Genomic DNA, 16,616 nt, shown 5'->3' with positions numbered 1-16,616 from the left:
CGTGCACCCCGAGGACTCTTTCGGTGACAGGGCCGCGGAGCTGATTCGCGCTGGGCGCTTCTTCTTCGAGCGAGGCTGGGTGCCCGCGACAGCCGGCAACTTCTCCGCGCGGCTGGATGATGGGCACGTGCTCATCACCGTCTCGGGCCGCCACAAGGGCGAGCTGGGACCCGAGGACTTTCTGGTGGTGGATCTGGACGGGCAGGTGCGCTCGGAGGGCAAGCAGCCCTCAGCGGAGCTGCCGCTGCACCTCCAGCTCTATCGGCGGGACGCGAGCCTGGGCGCGGTGCTCCACACGCACTCGCTCAGCGCCACCCTGCTGTCGCGCCTGCACCGGGGCGAGCTGGTGCTCGAGGACTACGAGGTGCTCAAGGCGCTGCGGGGAATTCAAACGCATGAGACGCGGGTGGTGGTGCCTGTGTTCGCGAATGACCAGGACGTGCCCCGGCTGGCGGCTCGGGTCCAGGAGTACATGGCGGAGCACGAGGGGCTCCACGGGTACCTGATCTCGGGCCATGGCTTCTATACGTGGGGGCGGAGCGTGGCGGAGGCGTGCCGGCACATCGAGGCGTTCGAGTTCCTGTTTGCGTGTGAGATCGAGCTGAGGAGATTGGGACGATGAGCGAGCTGAAGGTCTACGCGGACCACGAGCCGGGCCGGCCGCGGATCTACACGGACCCTGCCTCCATCCAGCGGGAGCTGGCGGCCGTGGGGATTCGCTTCGAGCGCTGGGAGGCGAACCGGCCGCTGCGGCCCGGCGCCAGCCAGGAGGAGATCCTGGCGGCGTATCGGGACTCGGTGGACCGGCTGATGAAGGAGAAGGGCTTCCGGTCGGTGGACGTGATCCAGATGGAGCCGGACCACCCGAAGAAGGTGGAGCTGCGCAACAAGTTCCTGAGCGAGCACACCCACAGCGAGGACGAGGTCCGCTTCTTCGTGGAGGGGCAGGGGCTGTTCAACATCCACAAGCAGGGCCAGGTGTTCGCCGTGCTGTGCGAGAAGGGGGACTTGATTGGCGTCCCCGATGGCACGCCTCACTGGTTCGACATGGGGCCGCGGCCGCGCTTCATCGCCATCCGCCTGTTCACGAACACGGAGGGCTGGGTGGCACGCTTCACGGGCAACGACATCGCCGCGCGCTTCCCGGAGATGACGGCGTAGCGGCATACCTGGGCCCAGCCCCAGCCTGGAGAGAGCACCATATCCGGTAGAGGGGCATGACGGCGTCCTACTCATTGAGTAGGCTGCGCGCGGGCGGAGCGGTTCGCCCTTGCTCTCTGCCGAGGTGCACGATGCCGGAACTACTGACCCCCGACTCGCTTCGACTGGGAAGCCTGGTGGGTCCCTGGGTCTTGGAGGGTTACAGCGGCCGTGGCACCTACGGCGCGGTGTACCGGGCCCGCCGCGCTGGTCATCCGGGCTCGTTGCCCGTGGCGCTCAAGCTGGCTCTGTTCTGCAATGATCCGCGCTTCATGCGCGAGGTGGGGTTGCTCTCTCGCATACAGCACCCGGCGGTGCCTCGGCTGCTGGATCGAGGCTGGTGGCACGCGGACTCCGAGAGGATGCACCCCTATCTCGTGATGGAGTGGATCCGCGGGCTCACGCTGTACGAGTGGGCGCGGGTGCACCAACCGTCCACGCGTCAGGTGCTGCGAGTGGCCGCGCAGTTGATGTGGGGGCTGGAGGCGCTCCATCGCGCCGGTGGCCTGCACCGGGACGTCAAGGGAGACAACATCCTGGTCGAGCCCGAGGGCCGCGCCGTGCTTACGGACTTCGGCTCGGGCACATGGGTCGGAGCACCCCCCATCACCGATCGCCTCATGGCCCCGGGCACTCCGGAGTACCGCAGCCCCGAGGCCGTGCGTTTCCAATGGGAGCACTGGCGCGAGAAGGATGCCCGTTACGAGGCTCGGCCGACGGACGATCTTTATGCGCTGGGAGTCAGCCTCTACCGGTTGGTGACAGGGCGATACCCGCCACCTGGGACGGATCCCGAGCCCCGAGCAGAATCCCTGCTGCCGCCACTTCCGTCGCGGCGGGCGGCGCGGGAACTCAATCCGCGGGTGATGCCTGACCTGTCAGCCCTCATCGAGTGGATGCTGGCCCGCGAGCCCGAGGCGCGCGGGAGGGCTGGCGAACTGGCGGAGGCGGCGGAGTCCGTGGCGGAGCACGCGGGGAGCGAGGCGGATGTGCCGCTCTTCGATCCAGAGCGGCCAGTCTCTGCCACACTGGAAGCCATGCCAGTCCGAAAGGTGCAGGTGGCTGTTCCAGCGCACGCGGCCTCAGTGCCCGTGGCCGTATCCGCGCGTGTGCGCACTGGATCGCTCGCGCATGCCAGACGATTATGGCTCGGGCTTGCCGTGGCAGCCGTATTCCTGACGGTGGTGTGCATGGCGTGGGAAGGGCACTCACGACGCGAGGAGGTGCCCCAGTTCGCGTGTATGAAAGTACTGAGCGCGGGTGCCGCGTCCGGCGGGGGCACGCGAGGCTTGGGCGACAATCCGCTGATGAGGTGGGAAGTATCCGAGAAGCCTCCCCATGAGCTGAAGGCCAAGGCAATCGCGGAGCGGATGCCGGATGAGCCCATGGAGGGCCAGAAACACGCTCCCTGCAAAGGTACGGGGGAGCGCGAGATCAACGGAGCATGCTGGCGCCAGCTGTTCGATAACCCCCCTAACTGTGGCGATGACGCGTATGAGTGGAAACACGGGTGCTACTACCCCGTGATGGAGAAGAAGACGAGACGGCCGCGCACTTCGAGCACTCGCGATAGTTCCCCGCTTCAAGCCGAGAGAAGATGAGCCCCATGGTTCGAGCCATCGTCACGGATATCGAGGGCACCACCTCGAGCCTGTCATTCGTGAAGGACGTGCTGTTTCCCTACTCCGCGCGGCACCTGGCGGGGTTCGTGCGCGCCCAAGGCCACCGGCCGGAGGTGCGCCGACTGCTCGATGAGGCGCGCAAGGTGGCGGGCGGGGATCTGGATGATGAGTGGCTGGTGGGCACGCTGCTGAGGTGGATCGAGACGGACCAGAAGCTCGCGCCGCTCAAGGGATTGCAGGGGCTCATCTGGGAGGAGGGCTATCGCGAGGGCGCCTTCCAGGGCCATGTCTACGAGGATGCCGCACGGCGGCTGCGCGAGTGGCACGCGCAAGGGCTGCGCCTCTATGTCTACTCCTCGGGCTCGGAGCACGCCCAGCGGTTGATCTTCGGGCACACGCCGTTTGGCGATCTCACCCCGCTGTTCAGCGGCTACTTCGACACGCGCGTCGGCGGCAAGAAGGAGTCCACCTCCTATGCCGCCATCGTCCGGGAGCTGGGGCTTCCGGCCGAGGAGGTCCTCTTCCTCTCGGATGTGAGGGAAGAGCTGGATGCGGCTCGGGCCGCGGGCCTGCGGACGTGGTGTCTCATCCGAGGCGAGGGCACTCCGGTGGAGCCGGGCCCTCACCCCGTGGCTCGGAGCTTTGACGAAGTCCGCCCGGAATCCGCGTGAGAGCTACTTCTCCGAGCCCGCCGCGGGAACGCTGACGGGCCACCCCGAGCGGTACACCGGCCAGCCGTACTGCCGCGCGAGGTTCTCGAGCTCCTCGAGATCATTGTCCGGTGGGACCGGGCTCACCGCGCAGGGGAGGCCATAGGGCCCAGGCGGCACGAAGAACAGCGGGCCGCGCTTCGGCTGCTGCGTGAAGTCGAGCGCATCCACGAGGTTGTTCGCCGTCGCATCGCGCACGGTGAGCGGCTGCAGCCCCCAGCGTGACTCGATCAGCCGCAGCACGGAGGTGTGATCGAACTGCTCGTGCGAGACAACCCCGCGAGGAGCCCAGGGCGCGATGAGGAGCGCCGGGGTGCGGAAGCCCAGCCGTCCGTCCTCGTTGCCCGCGGCCTGATCCGCGGGAGGAATGGGCGCCGTGGGCGGAGGCACGTGATCATAGAAGCCGCCCCACTCGTCGAAGTTGATGATGAGCACCGTGTGCTTCCACTCCGGGCTCAGCGTCACCGCGGTGTAGATGAGGTTCAGGAACGCCTCGCCGTTGCGGATGTCCCCATGGGGGTGATCATCGCCGGAGATTCCCTGCTCCTCGCCGAGGAAGCGGGGATCCACGTAGGCCACCTGCGGCAGATGGCCGGTGGCGGCGTCCACGAGGAACGCGGACACGGGACGGCTGATCGGCAGGTACTTCGTTCCCCAGAGCGCGAGGAAGGGCACGTCGGTGTAGTAGTAGCGCCCGGTGATGCCCTTCTCCGCGAGGCGATCCCAGATCGTCGGGAGCGTGGAGATGTCGAGCGTGTTGGTCAACCGGTCGGTCTGCGCTGCGTGCTGGTAGATGCGATTCGGATACGTCTCCGACATGATCGCCGAGAAGTAGCGATCGAACGTCGTCCACCGAGGCACCGCCTGCCCGAGGAATGGCAGGTCCTTCTGCTGGTAGTAGCCGATGGAGAACTCATCATTGGCCCCCGCGCGGAGCCAGCCATCGCACGCGCCGCCGTCGTATTCGACACGCCCTCCCTCGTACGAGTGATCCGGATCCGGGTGGCCACACCCCTGATAGTCCGGCGCCAGCGGGTACGTGGGCCGAGGCACGCCCGAGCGATCCGGATACGTGAGCCCGGCCTGCCGCCCATCCGCTCCCGGCGTCCAGCCCACGAGGTGATCGAAGGAGCGGTTCTCCATCATCACCACCACCACGTGCTGGATCTGCTGCGTGGGATCGGCCTGCGCTGGACCGGACTTCACCTCCTGCTGCAGGCTCGTGAGCTCCGCTTCGGGCTCCGCACGGCCACAGGCCATCCCCCCCACCGCCACCCACAGCGCGAAGGCTCCCCCTCGGAGCGCCCACCGCCGCCACCCGCTCCCGCATCCCATGTTCCGCCCCCTTCAGACTCCCCAAGGTGGGAGGGGAGGTGAGGCTCCGCAAGTCCGGGGGCTGTCGCACCAGGCCCACCAGTGGACAGCACCGGGAATGTGCGCGCTCCGGGGCGCCACGTACCCGGAGTCTGCGCGCCAAGACTTCTTGTGAGGTGACCTTGACTTTGCGAATCACTTGCAACTAATCAGGGCTCCACGATTCGCGAACGGGGAGGCCTCCGTGCACCGCCTCGCGTCGCCTGACTGGAGAAGGACTCACCCATGGATCGCTCTCGCCGCCTGCACCTCGCGCTTGCCCTCGCGAGCCTCACCGTCCTTCCCTTCACCGCCTCCGCCAACGAGCGGCACTTCACCTACACGTATGAGACCGCGGTGCTGCCTCCCGGCGGGCGCGAGGTGGAGGTGTGGACCACGGCCCGGCTGGGACGCGATGGGTACTACACGGGCTTCGACGAGCGCGTGGAGTTCGAGGTGGGGCTCACCGAGCGGCTTCAGACTTCGCTCTACCTCAACCTCAACTCCGTCACCCAGCGCGTGGGCGGGGAGCTTCAGTCCTCCACGAACTTCGACGGCGTCTCCAACGAGTGGAAGTACAAGCTCATGGATCCGGTGGCCGATGCCTTCGGTCTGGCCCTCTACGGAGAGCTGGGGCTGAAGCCTGATGAGCTCGAGCTGGAGGCCAAGCTCATCCTGGACAAGCGCATCGGGCCCGTGCTGCTCGCGGCCAACCTCGTGCTGGAGAACGGGGTCGAGTTCGAAGCCGAGGAGACCGAGCCGGAGCTCGCCTTGGAGCTGGTGGGAGGGGCGAGCTACTTCTTCACTCCGCACTTCTCGCTGGGCGTGGAGGTGCGCAACACCAACCTCTTCCCCGAGTATGAGTCGTGGGAGTTCTCCGCGCTGCACGCCGGGCCCGTCGTCTCCTATGCGTCGGACAACTGGTGGGTGAGCCTCACCGTGCTGCCCCAGCTGCCGGCCCTGAAGCGCACCGAGGGCGGAGGCACGCTGGTGCTCACCGAGCACGAGAAGTTCAATGCCCGGCTCCTCTTCTCCTTCCACTTGTAGGGTTCGCGGGGTCTCCCTGCCCTCCCGGAGTGTTCCCATGAAGCGCCTCTGTGTGCTGCTGCTCCTGCTGGTGGGATGTGCCGGAGGCCTTCCCCACCCCACGGCCGAGGTGGCGGCTCGTGCCGCGCGCAGCCAGCCGGACGTCACGCTGGAGAGCCTGGAGGCGGGGCGAGACCGCTATGTCCAGCGCTGCTCGGGGTGCCACAACCTCGTGGTGCCCACGGCGAAGCAGCCCCAGGAGTGGCCCAGGTTGGTGGGCAAGATGGCCGAGCGCGCCAAGCTCACTCCCGAGGATCGCCTCCTGATCGAGCGTTACCTCGTGGCGCTCTCCTCCCCCTGAGCGCCGGGGCGCGGCTCAGTCCCGTCCCCGGGGATCGTCGTCTTCTTCATCACCGCGCTTCGCGAGATCCGCGGTGGTGATGGCCTTGGAGCCGAAGCGCTCGGTGATGCGATCCAGCGCGGCGTTGAGCTTCGCGCTGCGCGGTGGGGGAGCGGCCGGCGCGGAGAAGAGCCCGAGCTGCTGTGGCGGCTCCTGCTCTCCGAGCGACTGCACGGACACTCCCGTGAGCCGCACCGGCTTGCCCTCGTGCGCGCGCTCCAGCAGCTCGAGCGCGGCCCGGTAGATCGTCTGTCCGTCGTCGGTCGGAGAGGAGAGGGTGGTGCGCCGGGTGATGGTGATGAAGTCCGCGAACTTCACCTTGAGCTGAACGACTCGGCCGCGCACGCCCGCCTTGCGCAGCCGCCGGCCCACGCGCAGCGCCTGCGAGTGCACGTGGGGGCGCAGCAGGTCCACGCCTCTCAGATCCTCCTCGAAGGTGTCCTCCGCGCCCACGCTCTTGGCGGCGCGGTCCGGAACCACCTCGCGAGGATCGATGCCTTGGGACAGCTCCCAGAGGTGACGCCCCTGCGAGCCCAGGCGCTGCTCCAGCCACGTCACGTCCCGCGCCGCCACGTCGCCGATGGTCTTCAGCCCGGCGCGTGTCAGCTCCTCCTCGGTCTTCGGCCCCACGCCCCACAGGCGAGACACGGGCAGCTTCGCCAGAAAGGCCACCGTCTGGTCGGCGGGCACCTCTCGCTGGCCGTTGGGCTTGGCCAGATCCGAGGCGATCTTGGCCACGAACTTCACCGAGGCGAGCCCCGCCGAGGCCGGGAGGCTCAGCTCGGCGGCGATCTCCTTGCGGATGCGGCGGGCGATGTCCGCGGGCGCGCCGAACAGGCCCACCGAGGCCGTGACATCCAGGAAGGCCTCGTCCAGCGAGAGCGGTTCGATCAGCGGGGTGTAGCGCTCGAAGATGGAGAACACCTGCTCGCTGGCCTCCGCGTAGGCGGAGAAGCGGGGCGGGACGACGATGGCTTGCGGCGCCATCTTCATCGCTCGGGCCATGGGCATGGCGCTGCGCACACCGAAGGGACGCACCTCGTAGGAGGCGGCGACCACCACGCCGCGCTGTGCATGCCCGCCGACGATCACCGGCTTGCCTCGCAAGGACGGGTTGTCCCGCTGCTCGACGGACGCGTAGAACGCATCCATGTCGACGTGGATGATGGCGCGCATGGCGGCCGTCACTGTAGCGAACCTTGCTGACGGGGACTGGGAATGAAGACCCTCACCGAATACCTCTGGTTCGAGACGAAGGAGCGGCGGGAGCTGGTGCGGCTCACGGACACGGTCGCCGGCCTGGTGCGCAAGAGCGGCATCCAAGAGGGCATGGTGCTGGTGTCCGCCATGCACATCACCGCGGGCGTCTTCGTCAATGACGACGAGTCCGGGCTCCATGAGGACATCTGGGAGTGGCTCCAGAAGCTCGCGCCCCACGGGCCGGACTACCGCCACCACCGCACGGGCGAGGACAACGGGGACGCCCACCTCAAGTCCCTGCTCATCCACCACCAGGTCATCATCCCCGTCACCGCGGCGAAGATGGACCTGGGGCCCTGGCAGCAGGTGTTCTACGCCGAGTTCGACGGGCAGCGCCGCAAGCGCGTCATCGTCAAGGTGATGGGCGAGTAAGCGACAGGCCGTGCTTCTGGATCACCTCGGTGAGCTCGGCGGGCACCGGGCTCTCCACGCGCACCTTCTTGCCCGTCACCGGGTGGGTGAACTCGAGCGACTGCGCATGCAGGAAGAAGCGCGAGAGCCCAGGCTCCTCCCGCCCGCCGTAGAGCATGTCTCCCACCAGCGGCGCCCCCACGCCCGCCATGTGCGCGCGCACCTGGTGCAGCACGCCCGTGAGGATCCGCACCTCCACCAGGCTGTACTCGCCCGAGCGCCCCAGCACCTGAAACAACGAGTGCGCCTCGCGCGCCCCTTCCTCTCCTGGCATCGCCGGCTCCACGCGATCCGGGTGGCGCGGGTGGTGGCGCAGGGGCACTTCAATCTCTCCCTCCTCGGCCAGCGGACCCGTCACCAGCGCCAGGTAGCGCTTGTCCACGCCTCGGCCGCCAAAGGCCGAGCGCATCGCCTGCCACGCCTCGCGCGTGCGCGCCGCGACCAGCACCCCGGAGGTCTCGATGTCCAGCCGGTGGCACAGCCCGCCCTCGCGCGAGTCCTCGGAGGCGCTGGCGCACTCGGGATACCGGGCCACGAGCGCATTGGCCACCGTGCCCGTCTCTCCGGGCCGCAGCGGATGCGAAGGCCGGCCCGCCGGCTTGTCCACGGCCACCAGCGCCGAGTCCTCGTACAGCACCCTCAGCGGGAAGCCCTCGTCCGGCACGGCCTCGCGAGTCTCTTCCTCGTACTCCACGGTGATGCTCTGGCCGCCCGTCACCAGCAGGCCCTTCTTCGCGGGGCGCCCGTTCACCTTGACGGCGCCCTCCTCGAACAGCCGCTTGAGCTTCGCCCGCGACAGGCCCAGCGCCTCGCCCACGAAGAGGTCCACCCGCTGACCCGCCTTCGCGGCGTCCACCAAGAGCGTATGCACCTTCTCCGCGCTCACTCGGCGAGGGCCTCGTAGACCTCTTCGGCCGTCTGGAATCGATCGTCCGGCTCCTTGCGCAGCAGCTTGTGCGCCACGCGCGCCAGCTGGGGATCTCCCTTCAGGTTGATGCCCAGGATGGGGGCAGGCTCCACCTCCAGCACCTGCTGCCATAGCGAGCCCGGCGTCTTCGCGTCGAACGGTGGCCGGCCCGTCATCAGCTCGTAGAGGATGACTCCCAGGCTGTAGAGGTCGGCTCGCGCGTCCAGCGGCTCGCCCAGGATCTGCTCCGGAGACATGTACCGGAACGTGCCCACCATGCGCCCATCCGCCGTGAGGCCCGCGTCATCCGCCAGGAACTTCGCCAGCCCGAAGTCCATCAGCCGCACCTGCCGGTCCTCATCCACCATGATGTTGGACGGCTTGAGATCCCGGTGCACCAGCCCGTGGCCATGGATGTACGCCAGGGCCTCACAGACCTGGAGCATCGCGTCCTTCAAGCGGCCCATGCGCTCGGGCCGGTTGAGGTCCTCCGTGCGCGCTTCCTGGATGCGGCGCTCGACCAGCTGAACCTTCGGATCCGGCACCTCGTAGCCCGCATCGAAGTCCTCTGGGTCCCCTGTGTCCGGCTCATCCGCCGCGTCCGCCAGCGCGCGGACCGACGCGGGCCCCGCCTCGAACCCCACCTCGCTCGGCTCCTCCTCGGAGAAGGCCGCCAGGTTGAAGGGCAGCGCACCGCCCTCGTCATCCGAGTCCTCCTCGTTATCGCCCCAGGACTCCGAGTCGTCCGGCAGGGCGCGCGCTCGCGGCGAGGAGAAGGAGCCCGAGGGAGAGAGCAGCTCCGCCCCTCGGAGATCCAGGTAGTTGCGCAGCGTGAGTCCTTCGATGAGCTCCATGACCAGGTAGGGGTAGCCCTGGAAGACGCCCACGTCGAACACCCTCACCACGTTGGGGTGGGCCAGATCCGCCAGCGTCTCGTACTCGCGCGCGAGCCGCCGTGCCGCTCGCGTGTCCAGCGCGGGACCCGCGGACAGCAGCTTGAGGGCCACGGGATCATTCGTGCGGCGGTCCAGGGCCCGATACACGGTCCCCACACCTCCGCTACCGAGCGTCTCCATCACGCGGTAGGGGCCTATCAACTTGGGCGGCATGAATGAACCGATCCTACGGAGCAGGTCGCTCCAGGGTCAAACAAGCTCGGGGGTGATTCAGTGCATGCTGGGCAACCTGTCCCAAGGGCCAGCTTGTGGGTGTGCGCCGCCCACCCCCACCGGGCGACCGGCCACGGTGACCAGGCGACCGTTGGCCCACACTCCCGTGGACGTCGCCGGGCGGGGCCTCTAAGGTGCAACGCTTCATGGAACGCCCCTCTGCCATCAACGCGCTAGAACAACAGGTCAAGGCCCGGCCCTTGCCCCGCCATGTGGGCATCATCATGGACGGCAATGGCCGGTGGGCGGAGATCCGCGGCCTGCCTCGGCTGGAGGGCCACCGCGAGGGTTCCGCCAGTGTACGTGAGGTGGCGCGCACCGCGCGCCGTGTGGGCGTGTCCGCGCTCACGCTGTATGCCTTCTCCTCGCAGAACTGGGCGCGCCCCGCGGACGAGGTGGCCGGGTTGATGGAGCTGTTGCGCGAGTTCCTCGAGAGCGAGTACTCGGAGATCCTCGACAACGGCATCCGCCTCAATGCTATCGGCGAGGTGGACAAGCTGCCGCGCTATGTGCGCGAGCCGCTCGAGAAGCTGCGCGCGGCCTCGTCCCACAACCAGGGCATGGTGCTCACGCTGGCTCTCTCGTACGGCGGCCAGGAGGAGATCCTCCACGCGACCCGGGAGATTGCCCAGGCGGTGGCGCGCGGCGAGCTGAAGCCGGAGCAGATCGGCGAGAAGGAGATGGAGTCCCACCTGTGGACCCACGGGCTGCCGCCGTTGGATCTGGTGGTGCGCACCAGCGGCGAGTTCCGGGTGTCGAACTTCCTGCTGTGGCAGATGGCATACGCGGAGCTGTTCTTCGCGGATGTGCAGTGGCCGGACTTCCGGACCGAGGCGTTCCTGCGCTGTCTGGCGCACTACCAGCAGCGGGAGCGGCGCTTCGGGTTGACGTCCGGGCAGATCCAGCTCGAGGAAACCCAGCGGGCCAAGGCGTGAACGAGAAGAACAAGAACCTCGTCCTCCGGGTGGTGTCGGCGCTGGTGCTGCTGCCAGTGGTCCTCTTCCTCATCGCGAAGGGAGGGGCCTGGAGCGCGGCCCTGTTCGCGGTGGCCGCCGCCGCGTGCACCAGCGAGTACTACACCATCACCCTCAAGCAGCTCTCGCCGGCCGCATGGGTGGGCATCCTGGTGTCGGGCGCCATCCCGCTGCTTCCGCTCCACAACGCGGAGCACGTGGGGGAGATGGCCTTCTGGCTCACGGCGGGCCTGTTCTTCTTCGTGTGGACGTACCACCTCATCCGAGGCCCGCTGCCCGAGGCGCCCCTGCGCTCGGCGCATCTGATGATGGGGTACCTGTACGGCGCCGTGGGGCTCATGGCCGTGTCCGCGCTGCGCATCCGCGACGAGGGCCTCTCCTGGGTCATCTGCGCGCTCGTCATCACCTGGGGCAACGACACCGCCGCCTACTTCGCCGGCCGCTTCCTGGGCCGCCACAAGCTGTACGTGGAGGTGAGCCCCAACAAGACGTGGGAGGGCTTCTTCGGAGGCATGGTGGGCTCGGTGGGCGGCATGTTCATCGCCCGGGCGGGCTTCTTCCCGCACTTCACCCCGGCGGACTGTGTGGTGCTGGGCGTGGTGGGCGGGATTGCCGGCCCCATTGGGGACTTGTGCGAGTCCATGCTCAAGCGGGCGTATGGGGTGAAGGACTCGGGCAAGCTGATTCCCGGGCACGGCGGCATCCTGGACCGCATTGACGCGCTGCTGTTCAACGCGCCGCTGGTGTTCATCTACGTGCAGTTCGTCCGCGGGTGGCTGACGTAGCGGCTGTGTGCTCGGCCGAGCAGTGTGGACGGATGTGCGTTGTCCCTGGACCGGGGCGCGATTAGTCTTGCCGCCATGGCGAGTATCGGGTTCTTCGCGCTCCTGCTCGGGGTGCTGGTGACGGTGCACGAGCTGGGTCACTTCCTCGTGGCGAAGGCCTGCGGGGTGAAGGTGCTCAAGTTCTCCTTCGGGTTCGGGCCCAAGCTGCTGGGCTTCACCAAGGGCGAGACGGAGTACCAGATCGCCCTGCTGCCGCTGGGCGGCTACGTGAAGATGGCGGGGGATGTGCCCGGCGAGGAGCTGCCGCCGGAAGACGCCCACCGGGGTTTCCTGAATCAGCCGCCGCTCAAGCGCATGGCGATCGTCCTCGCGGGGCCGGCGTTCAACCTGATCTTCCCCGTGCTGATCTACTTCTTCGTCTTCTGGGGGCCACACGAGGCCATCTCGACGCGGCTGGGCTATGTGGCTCCGGGGACGCCCGCGGCGGCCGCGGGCCTGCGGCCCGGTGACAAGATCGTCGCCGTGGAGGGCGAGAAGGTCCGCACCTTCGAGGAGATGGCGGATGCGTTCGTCGGCCGCTTCGAGCGCCCCATCCCGCTCATCGTGGAGCGCAACGGCAGTCAGTTCACCACCAACGTCACGCCGCTGAAGTACGTGGAGTCCACGCCGTTCGAGACCATCGAGCGCGGCCGGATGATGGTGGAGGCCAACTCGCCGATCCCCATCATGGGCGTGCCGCCCGGCTCTCCGGCGGAGAAGGCGGGGCTGAAGACGTTCGATCGCATCCTGGCCATCAACGGCACGCCGGTGCCGGATGAGGGCTCGCTCTACCAGGCGCTGGCGAAGCACCAGGGCACGTTGGAGCTGGCGGTGCAGCGGCTGAAGCCGGTGGAGGCGGGCGGGGTGGAGCTCCGAGTCCCCGAGGTGCTGAAGCTCCAGGTGGAGAGGCAGCCCGACAAGGAGGGGCTGGCGGCGATCGGCGCGGAGCCGGACGATCTCTACCTGGCCGAGGTGCTGCCGGGCAGCGCGGCGGCGGAGGCGGGGCTCAAGGCAGGGGATCGGCTCGTGGCGTTCAACGGCGAGACGCTCACCACGTTCCACACGCTGGACGTGAAGCTCAGCGGGCTGGACAAGCAGCCCTTCGAGCTGACCTGGCGCGGCACGGACGGCGAGCACAAGGCGAAGCTGTCCCAGACGCCGCTCAAGCTGGAGGAGGGCGGCGTGCCCGAGAAGCTGGCGCTGGGCATTCGTCCCTGGTTCCCCACGCGGGGCGAGGTGCCCCCGGCCGAGAAGGTGACGGTGAAGCTGGCGTGGGACGAGGCGCTGAAGCAGGCGGTGAAGATCGTCCCGAAGATCATCGGCCAGACGGTGATGGCGATCGCGAGCATCGGCAGCAAGGTGCCGGTGAGCTCCATCGGTGGCCCCATCATGATGTACCAGATGGCGTCTCGGAGCGCGGAGCTGGGCTGGGACTACTTCCTCAACCTGATGGCGGTGATCTCCATCAACCTGGGCGTGGTGAACCTGCTGCCCATCCCCATCCTGGACGGCTTCCACCTGGTGGCCGCGGGGTGGGAGGGCGTCCGTCGCCGTCCCATCCCGGTCCGGGTGCGCGAGGTCGCCAACGTCATCGGCTTGGCGATGCTGGTGGCGCTGATGCTGGTGGCGATGTTCAACGACATCACCCGGTGAGCGTGGCGTTGGGGCGGTGGTTGGCGCTGACGATGGGATTGGGGCTGCTGGCGGGGTGCACCACGCGTGCGGCCCGGCCGCTCCCGGCCGCTCGGCCTGAGCCGCCCACCGTGGGCAGGGCTCGGCCCGAGGCGCCGGAGAAGGGCCCTCGCGCCTACCTGGGCGAGGGGCTGGCCTCGTACTACGGCCCGGGCCTGAACGGACGGAGGACGGCGAGCGGCGAGCGCTTCGATCAGAACGCCCTGACGGCGGCGCACCGGACGGTGCCGTTCGGCTCCTGTCTGCGAGTGGTGAACATGGAGAACGGCAAGTCTGTAGAGGTGCGCGTCAACGATCGAGGCCCCTTCAAGGCGGAGCGCATCATCGACGTGTCCCTGGCCGCGGCGCGCAAGCTGGACATGTTGGAGAAGGGGCTGGCGCGGGTGCGGCTGTACCGGTGCCAGGACGAGGGGCCGGTGACGTCCTTTTCCATGCCGCCCGAGGCGCTCCCGGGGTAGAGGAGGGCCGTGTTTCTCGCGCTCGACACCTCCACGCTGACGTTGTCGCTCGCCCTGGTGGAGCGGGCGGGGGAGGACGTGCGTGCCCTGGAGCACGTGGTGATCGGTCCTCCGCAGAAGCAGAGCGAGGTGCTGCCCGGCGTGGTGGGCGAGCTGCTCGCGCGGCACGGGGCGAAGCTGGCGGAGCTGGAGGGGTTGGTGGTGGGGCTGGGGCCTGGGTCCTTCACGGGCCTGCGGATTGGCCTGGCCACGGTGAAGGCGCTGGCCTACGCGACACGGCTGAAGGTGGTGGGAGCGTCCTCCCTGGCGGCGGTAGCGCTGGAGGGGCCCGACGGACCGCCGCTCTTCTGCCTCGCGGTGGCGCGCAAGGATGACCTGTACCTGGGCGCGTACCGCCGCAGCGGGCGGAGCGTGGAGGCACTGGCGCCGGAGACGGCGATGTCTCCGGAGGAGGTGGCGGCGAAGATGGCCGCAGAGCCCGAGGCGCTCGCGCTGGGGCCCGCGCTGACCGACTACCGCGCGGCGCTGGAGGCCGCTGGAGTGGCGCCCTCGCGATTGCTGTCAGGGCCGGTGTTTCCCTCGGCGGTGGAGCTGGCGCGGCTGGCGCGCTTCCCGGACACGCAGGCCATGGAAGCGGTCTTCGCGCTGGAGCCTCACTACGTCCGGCCCAGCGAGCCCGAGCGCAACCCGAAATTCCCTCCGCTGCCCGGGCCCGCGCCTACCGCTCGCCTGAAGGACGATTGAGCCTCATGGAGCGGGAGGCGTGAGGACGCCTCCATCATCCTGGACGCCTCCATCCAGGCGGGAGCCTCCATCGGGACTGGCAGGAGAAGAGATCCCTGCGTCCGAGGAGAGCCTCAGCGGATTGGGATAGTCCGGGTCGTCTTCGGAGAGACGCCGCAGAATACGGCCATCCGTGGTGATGGCGTACACGGTTCCGGCATCGACTGCCATGATCCACGCGCAATACTCAGTGCCGACGCGCCAGCGCGTGTCAAAGCCTTGAGAATCCCTGCGGCCAGCCGTGGCTCTCGGCTTGGAGACAATCTTCTGGCAAGCCGCAATCAGCGCAGTCTGGTAGGAAGGGAAGACAAGCAATGGCCCCGGTAGCTCTGTCGGCGATGAGCACGTGGCGGCATAGCGCCGCGCCTTACCCGTCCTCCACCACGAAGTCGCGCGGCGTGGTCGACGTATCGTCCACCAGCGTGAAGATCTGCTCGCCCACGGTGCGCCCGTCCTCGGTCTGCACCTCCACCCGCCACTTGCCCGCCTGGTAGTTGGCCTTGGTGGAGAAGGTCGGGTAGCCGCGCTCCTCGCGGTCCGCGATGGCCAGCTGGATGGGATCCGTCTGCACCCAGCCCCGGACGGGATCCTGGCGGAACCAGCGCATGAAGATGCGATCGTGGAAGCCACGCGGCGCGAAGATGCGCACGAAGACGTGGATCTTGTCTCCCTTGCGCGCCAGGAACTCGGTGTCCCCGTGCCGGTGGAACAGCCCGCTGGGCTCCAGCATGGACAGGCGCCAGGGGCCACCCCGCGTGTGCTCCACCTTGTGGTACACGCCGATGGACTCCAGCGCCAGCGGCACCGGCGGGATGGCGTGGAAGAAGTACAGCGCGAGCATGAACCCCTGCACCGCTCCGCCGGGCACGCCCACCTTGAGGATCGCCTCGTTGCGCCCGCGCCAGCGCTCCACGAAGTAGAACAGCGGCGCCATGCACAGCAGCGCCAGGAACACCGCCGTGAGGAACATCCACACGCGGATGGAGCCCACCAACACCGGGATGAGGTAGCCGAAGTAGCTGGTGAGCGCGTAGCTGAAGATCCCCATCACCACCACCGGCCCCATCTTGTGGAACAGCGGCATCTCGTTGATGGCCAGCAGGCAGCCGATGAGCACCAGGAAGAGCACCGCCACCGGGCCGCTCGCCGCCTTGAAGTAGAACAGCGTGTAGGCGTTGAGCAGCGTGCCGAGCATGAAGTGCAGCAGGTGCTCGGAGTACTTCCACGGCTTGGCCGCCCAGGCCGGCGGGTGCCAGCCGGCCATCTCGTGGCGGAACGTCAGCCCCAGCACCAGCCCCGCCACCCCCAGGTAGACGATCTGCTGCCAGAGCATCAGCTCGTCGTCGATCCGGTCCAGCATCACCGCGTCGAAGGTGAAGCCGGCCGCGAAGAAGAGGACGGCCTCCAACTGGCTGTAGCGCGTCCGCAGCACCTGGAGCCGCTGGGAGACGGACAGCTTCTGGCTCTCGGTGAGCGCCGGGGCCGGGGGGGAGACCGCGACCAGCGAGGGCGACTGGGAGGACTCAGAAGAGGAAGAGGTGGGGGGCTCGGAATGGGCAGGGGAGCTCACGATGGCTCGCGAGTATGCCGCAAGGACAGCAGCCCCGGGAGAGCCCCTACCTATACCGACACCGCTCGGCCCGGCTCGCGGCGGTTCCCAGGCAGGCAGCCCAGCACGAGAACCGCTCGGCGTGGTGGGCGTCATGATCGCTCACGATGGGAACTCGGCTCTTGCCCAGGCTGGCCTTGACGAGGAACCGCAGAGGGCCCGGCGGCACGAACCGGAAGGTGCCGTAGCGTCCGCCTCGGTAGTGCAGCACGTGATGG

General features: G+C 68.4%; 17 protein-coding genes. 12 read left to right on the top strand and 5 right to left on the bottom strand.

Annotation, left to right across the window (positions count from 1 at the left end):
* The first annotated feature begins 1 nt into the window (after nt 1).
* The 4 genes from ACJ8AT_RS02195 to mtnC all read left to right on the top strand — a co-directional run bounded on the left by ACJ8AT_RS02195 (nt 2) and on the right by mtnC (nt 3,493).
* On the top strand, nt 2-622 hold the full coding sequence (locus tag ACJ8AT_RS02195; RefSeq protein WP_407735852.1) for a methylthioribulose 1-phosphate dehydratase: 621 nt from the start codon (nt 2-4) through the stop codon (nt 620-622).
* The gene (locus ACJ8AT_RS02190) at nt 619-1,161 is read left to right on the top strand and encodes a 1,2-dihydroxy-3-keto-5-methylthiopentene dioxygenase (protein WP_407735851.1); all 543 of its coding nucleotides are present in this window, start codon (nt 619-621) and stop codon (nt 1,159-1,161) included. Before ACJ8AT_RS02195 ends, ACJ8AT_RS02190 begins: the two co-directional genes overlap by 4 nt.
* 176 nt (nt 1,162-1,337) lie before the next feature.
* Nucleotides 1,338-2,801 (top strand): serine/threonine-protein kinase, encoded by a 1,464-nt coding sequence (locus tag ACJ8AT_RS02185; protein WP_407735850.1) that lies wholly within the window; start codon nt 1,338-1,340, stop codon nt 2,799-2,801.
* A gap of 5 nt (nt 2,802-2,806) precedes the next feature.
* Complete coding sequence (mtnC, locus tag ACJ8AT_RS02180) at nt 2,807-3,493, top strand: acireductone synthase (protein WP_407735849.1); 687 nt, start codon at nt 2,807-2,809, stop codon at nt 3,491-3,493.
* Nucleotides 3,494-3,496: 3 nt separating this feature from the next.
* Here the strand turns inward: mtnC and ACJ8AT_RS02175 are convergent, their stop codons facing one another.
* Nucleotides 3,497-4,867, bottom strand: coding sequence for an alkaline phosphatase family protein (locus ACJ8AT_RS02175; RefSeq protein ID WP_407735848.1), 1,371 nt, complete (start codon nt 4,865-4,867; stop codon nt 3,497-3,499).
* A gap of 264 nt (nt 4,868-5,131) precedes the next feature.
* Here ACJ8AT_RS02175 and ACJ8AT_RS02170 point away from each other — a divergent pair, with 264 nt between their 5' ends.
* Together ACJ8AT_RS02170 and ACJ8AT_RS02165 are read left to right on the top strand one after the other, a co-directional pair.
* Nucleotides 5,132-5,932, top strand: a complete 801-nt coding sequence (locus tag ACJ8AT_RS02170) for a DUF6662 family protein (RefSeq protein WP_407735847.1) — start codon at nt 5,132-5,134, stop codon at nt 5,930-5,932.
* 37 nt (nt 5,933-5,969) lie between these two features.
* Nucleotides 5,970-6,272: a hypothetical protein gene (locus ACJ8AT_RS02165; protein ID WP_407735846.1), complete on the top strand. Its 303-nt coding sequence runs from the start codon at nt 5,970-5,972 to the stop codon at nt 6,270-6,272.
* 15 nt (nt 6,273-6,287) lie between these two features.
* Here ACJ8AT_RS02165 and ACJ8AT_RS02160 read toward each other — a convergent pair whose 3' ends face one another.
* Nucleotides 6,288-7,487 (bottom strand): DNA polymerase IV, encoded by a 1,200-nt coding sequence (locus ACJ8AT_RS02160; protein ID WP_407735845.1) that lies wholly within the window; start codon nt 7,485-7,487, stop codon nt 6,288-6,290.
* 42 nt (nt 7,488-7,529) lie between these two features.
* On the opposite strand from ACJ8AT_RS02160, the gene ACJ8AT_RS02155 reads away from it, so the two are divergent.
* A complete protein-coding gene (locus tag ACJ8AT_RS02155) occupies nt 7,530-7,943 on the top strand; it encodes a secondary thiamine-phosphate synthase enzyme YjbQ (RefSeq protein ID WP_407735844.1) in 414 nt (137 codons plus the stop codon).
* Here ACJ8AT_RS02155 and ACJ8AT_RS02150 read toward each other — a convergent pair.
* Together ACJ8AT_RS02150 and ACJ8AT_RS02145 are read right to left on the bottom strand one after the other, a co-directional pair.
* Nucleotides 7,924-8,868, bottom strand: a complete 945-nt coding sequence (locus tag ACJ8AT_RS02150; protein WP_407735843.1) for an RluA family pseudouridine synthase — start codon at nt 8,866-8,868, stop codon at nt 7,924-7,926. The two genes, ACJ8AT_RS02155 and ACJ8AT_RS02150, sit on opposite strands and share 20 nt — an antisense overlap.
* Nucleotides 8,865-9,998: a serine/threonine-protein kinase gene (locus ACJ8AT_RS02145; protein ID WP_407735842.1), complete on the bottom strand. Its 1,134-nt coding sequence runs from the start codon at nt 9,996-9,998 to the stop codon at nt 8,865-8,867. The genes ACJ8AT_RS02150 and ACJ8AT_RS02145 overlap by 4 nt, the downstream gene beginning before the upstream one ends.
* A gap of 206 nt (nt 9,999-10,204) precedes the next feature.
* Between ACJ8AT_RS02145 and ACJ8AT_RS02140 the strand changes: the two genes are divergently transcribed.
* The 5 genes from ACJ8AT_RS02140 to tsaB all read left to right on the top strand — a co-directional run bounded on the left by ACJ8AT_RS02140 (nt 10,205) and on the right by tsaB (nt 14,750).
* Nucleotides 10,205-10,993 carry an isoprenyl transferase gene (locus ACJ8AT_RS02140; protein WP_407735841.1) on the top strand — a complete coding sequence of 263 codons (789 nt, stop codon included), beginning with the start codon at nt 10,205-10,207 and terminating at the stop codon, nt 10,991-10,993.
* Nucleotides 10,990-11,817 (top strand): phosphatidate cytidylyltransferase, encoded by an 828-nt coding sequence (locus ACJ8AT_RS02135; protein ID WP_407735840.1) that lies wholly within the window; start codon nt 10,990-10,992, stop codon nt 11,815-11,817. The genes ACJ8AT_RS02140 and ACJ8AT_RS02135 overlap by 4 nt, the downstream gene beginning before the upstream one ends.
* Before the next feature lie 75 nt (nt 11,818-11,892).
* On the top strand, nt 11,893-13,509 hold the full coding sequence (gene rseP, locus ACJ8AT_RS02130) for an RIP metalloprotease RseP (protein WP_407735839.1): 1,617 nt from the start codon (nt 11,893-11,895) through the stop codon (nt 13,507-13,509).
* 32 nt (nt 13,510-13,541) lie between these two features.
* Nucleotides 13,542-14,006, top strand: coding sequence for a septal ring lytic transglycosylase RlpA family protein (locus ACJ8AT_RS02125; protein ID WP_407735891.1), 465 nt, complete (start codon nt 13,542-13,544; stop codon nt 14,004-14,006).
* A 9-nt stretch (nt 14,007-14,015) separates the two neighbouring features.
* Nucleotides 14,016-14,750: a tRNA (adenosine(37)-N6)-threonylcarbamoyltransferase complex dimerization subunit type 1 TsaB gene (gene tsaB, locus ACJ8AT_RS02120; RefSeq protein ID WP_407735838.1), complete on the top strand. Its 735-nt coding sequence runs from the start codon at nt 14,016-14,018 to the stop codon at nt 14,748-14,750.
* A 406-nt stretch (nt 14,751-15,156) separates the two neighbouring features.
* On the opposite strand, the gene ACJ8AT_RS02115 is transcribed toward tsaB, so the two are convergent.
* Nucleotides 15,157-16,359, bottom strand: coding sequence for a DUF2914 domain-containing protein (locus ACJ8AT_RS02115; RefSeq protein WP_407735837.1), 1,203 nt, complete (start codon nt 16,357-16,359; stop codon nt 15,157-15,159).
* Nucleotides 16,360-16,616: the final 257 nt, after the last annotated feature.

Source organism: Hyalangium sp. (assembly GCF_045802625.1).
Taxonomy (GTDB): Bacteria; Myxococcota; Myxococcia; order Myxococcales; family Myxococcaceae; genus Hyalangium.
The sequence above is the reverse complement of the archived record's forward strand: the minus strand, read 5'-3'. Positions and strand labels throughout refer to the sequence as shown.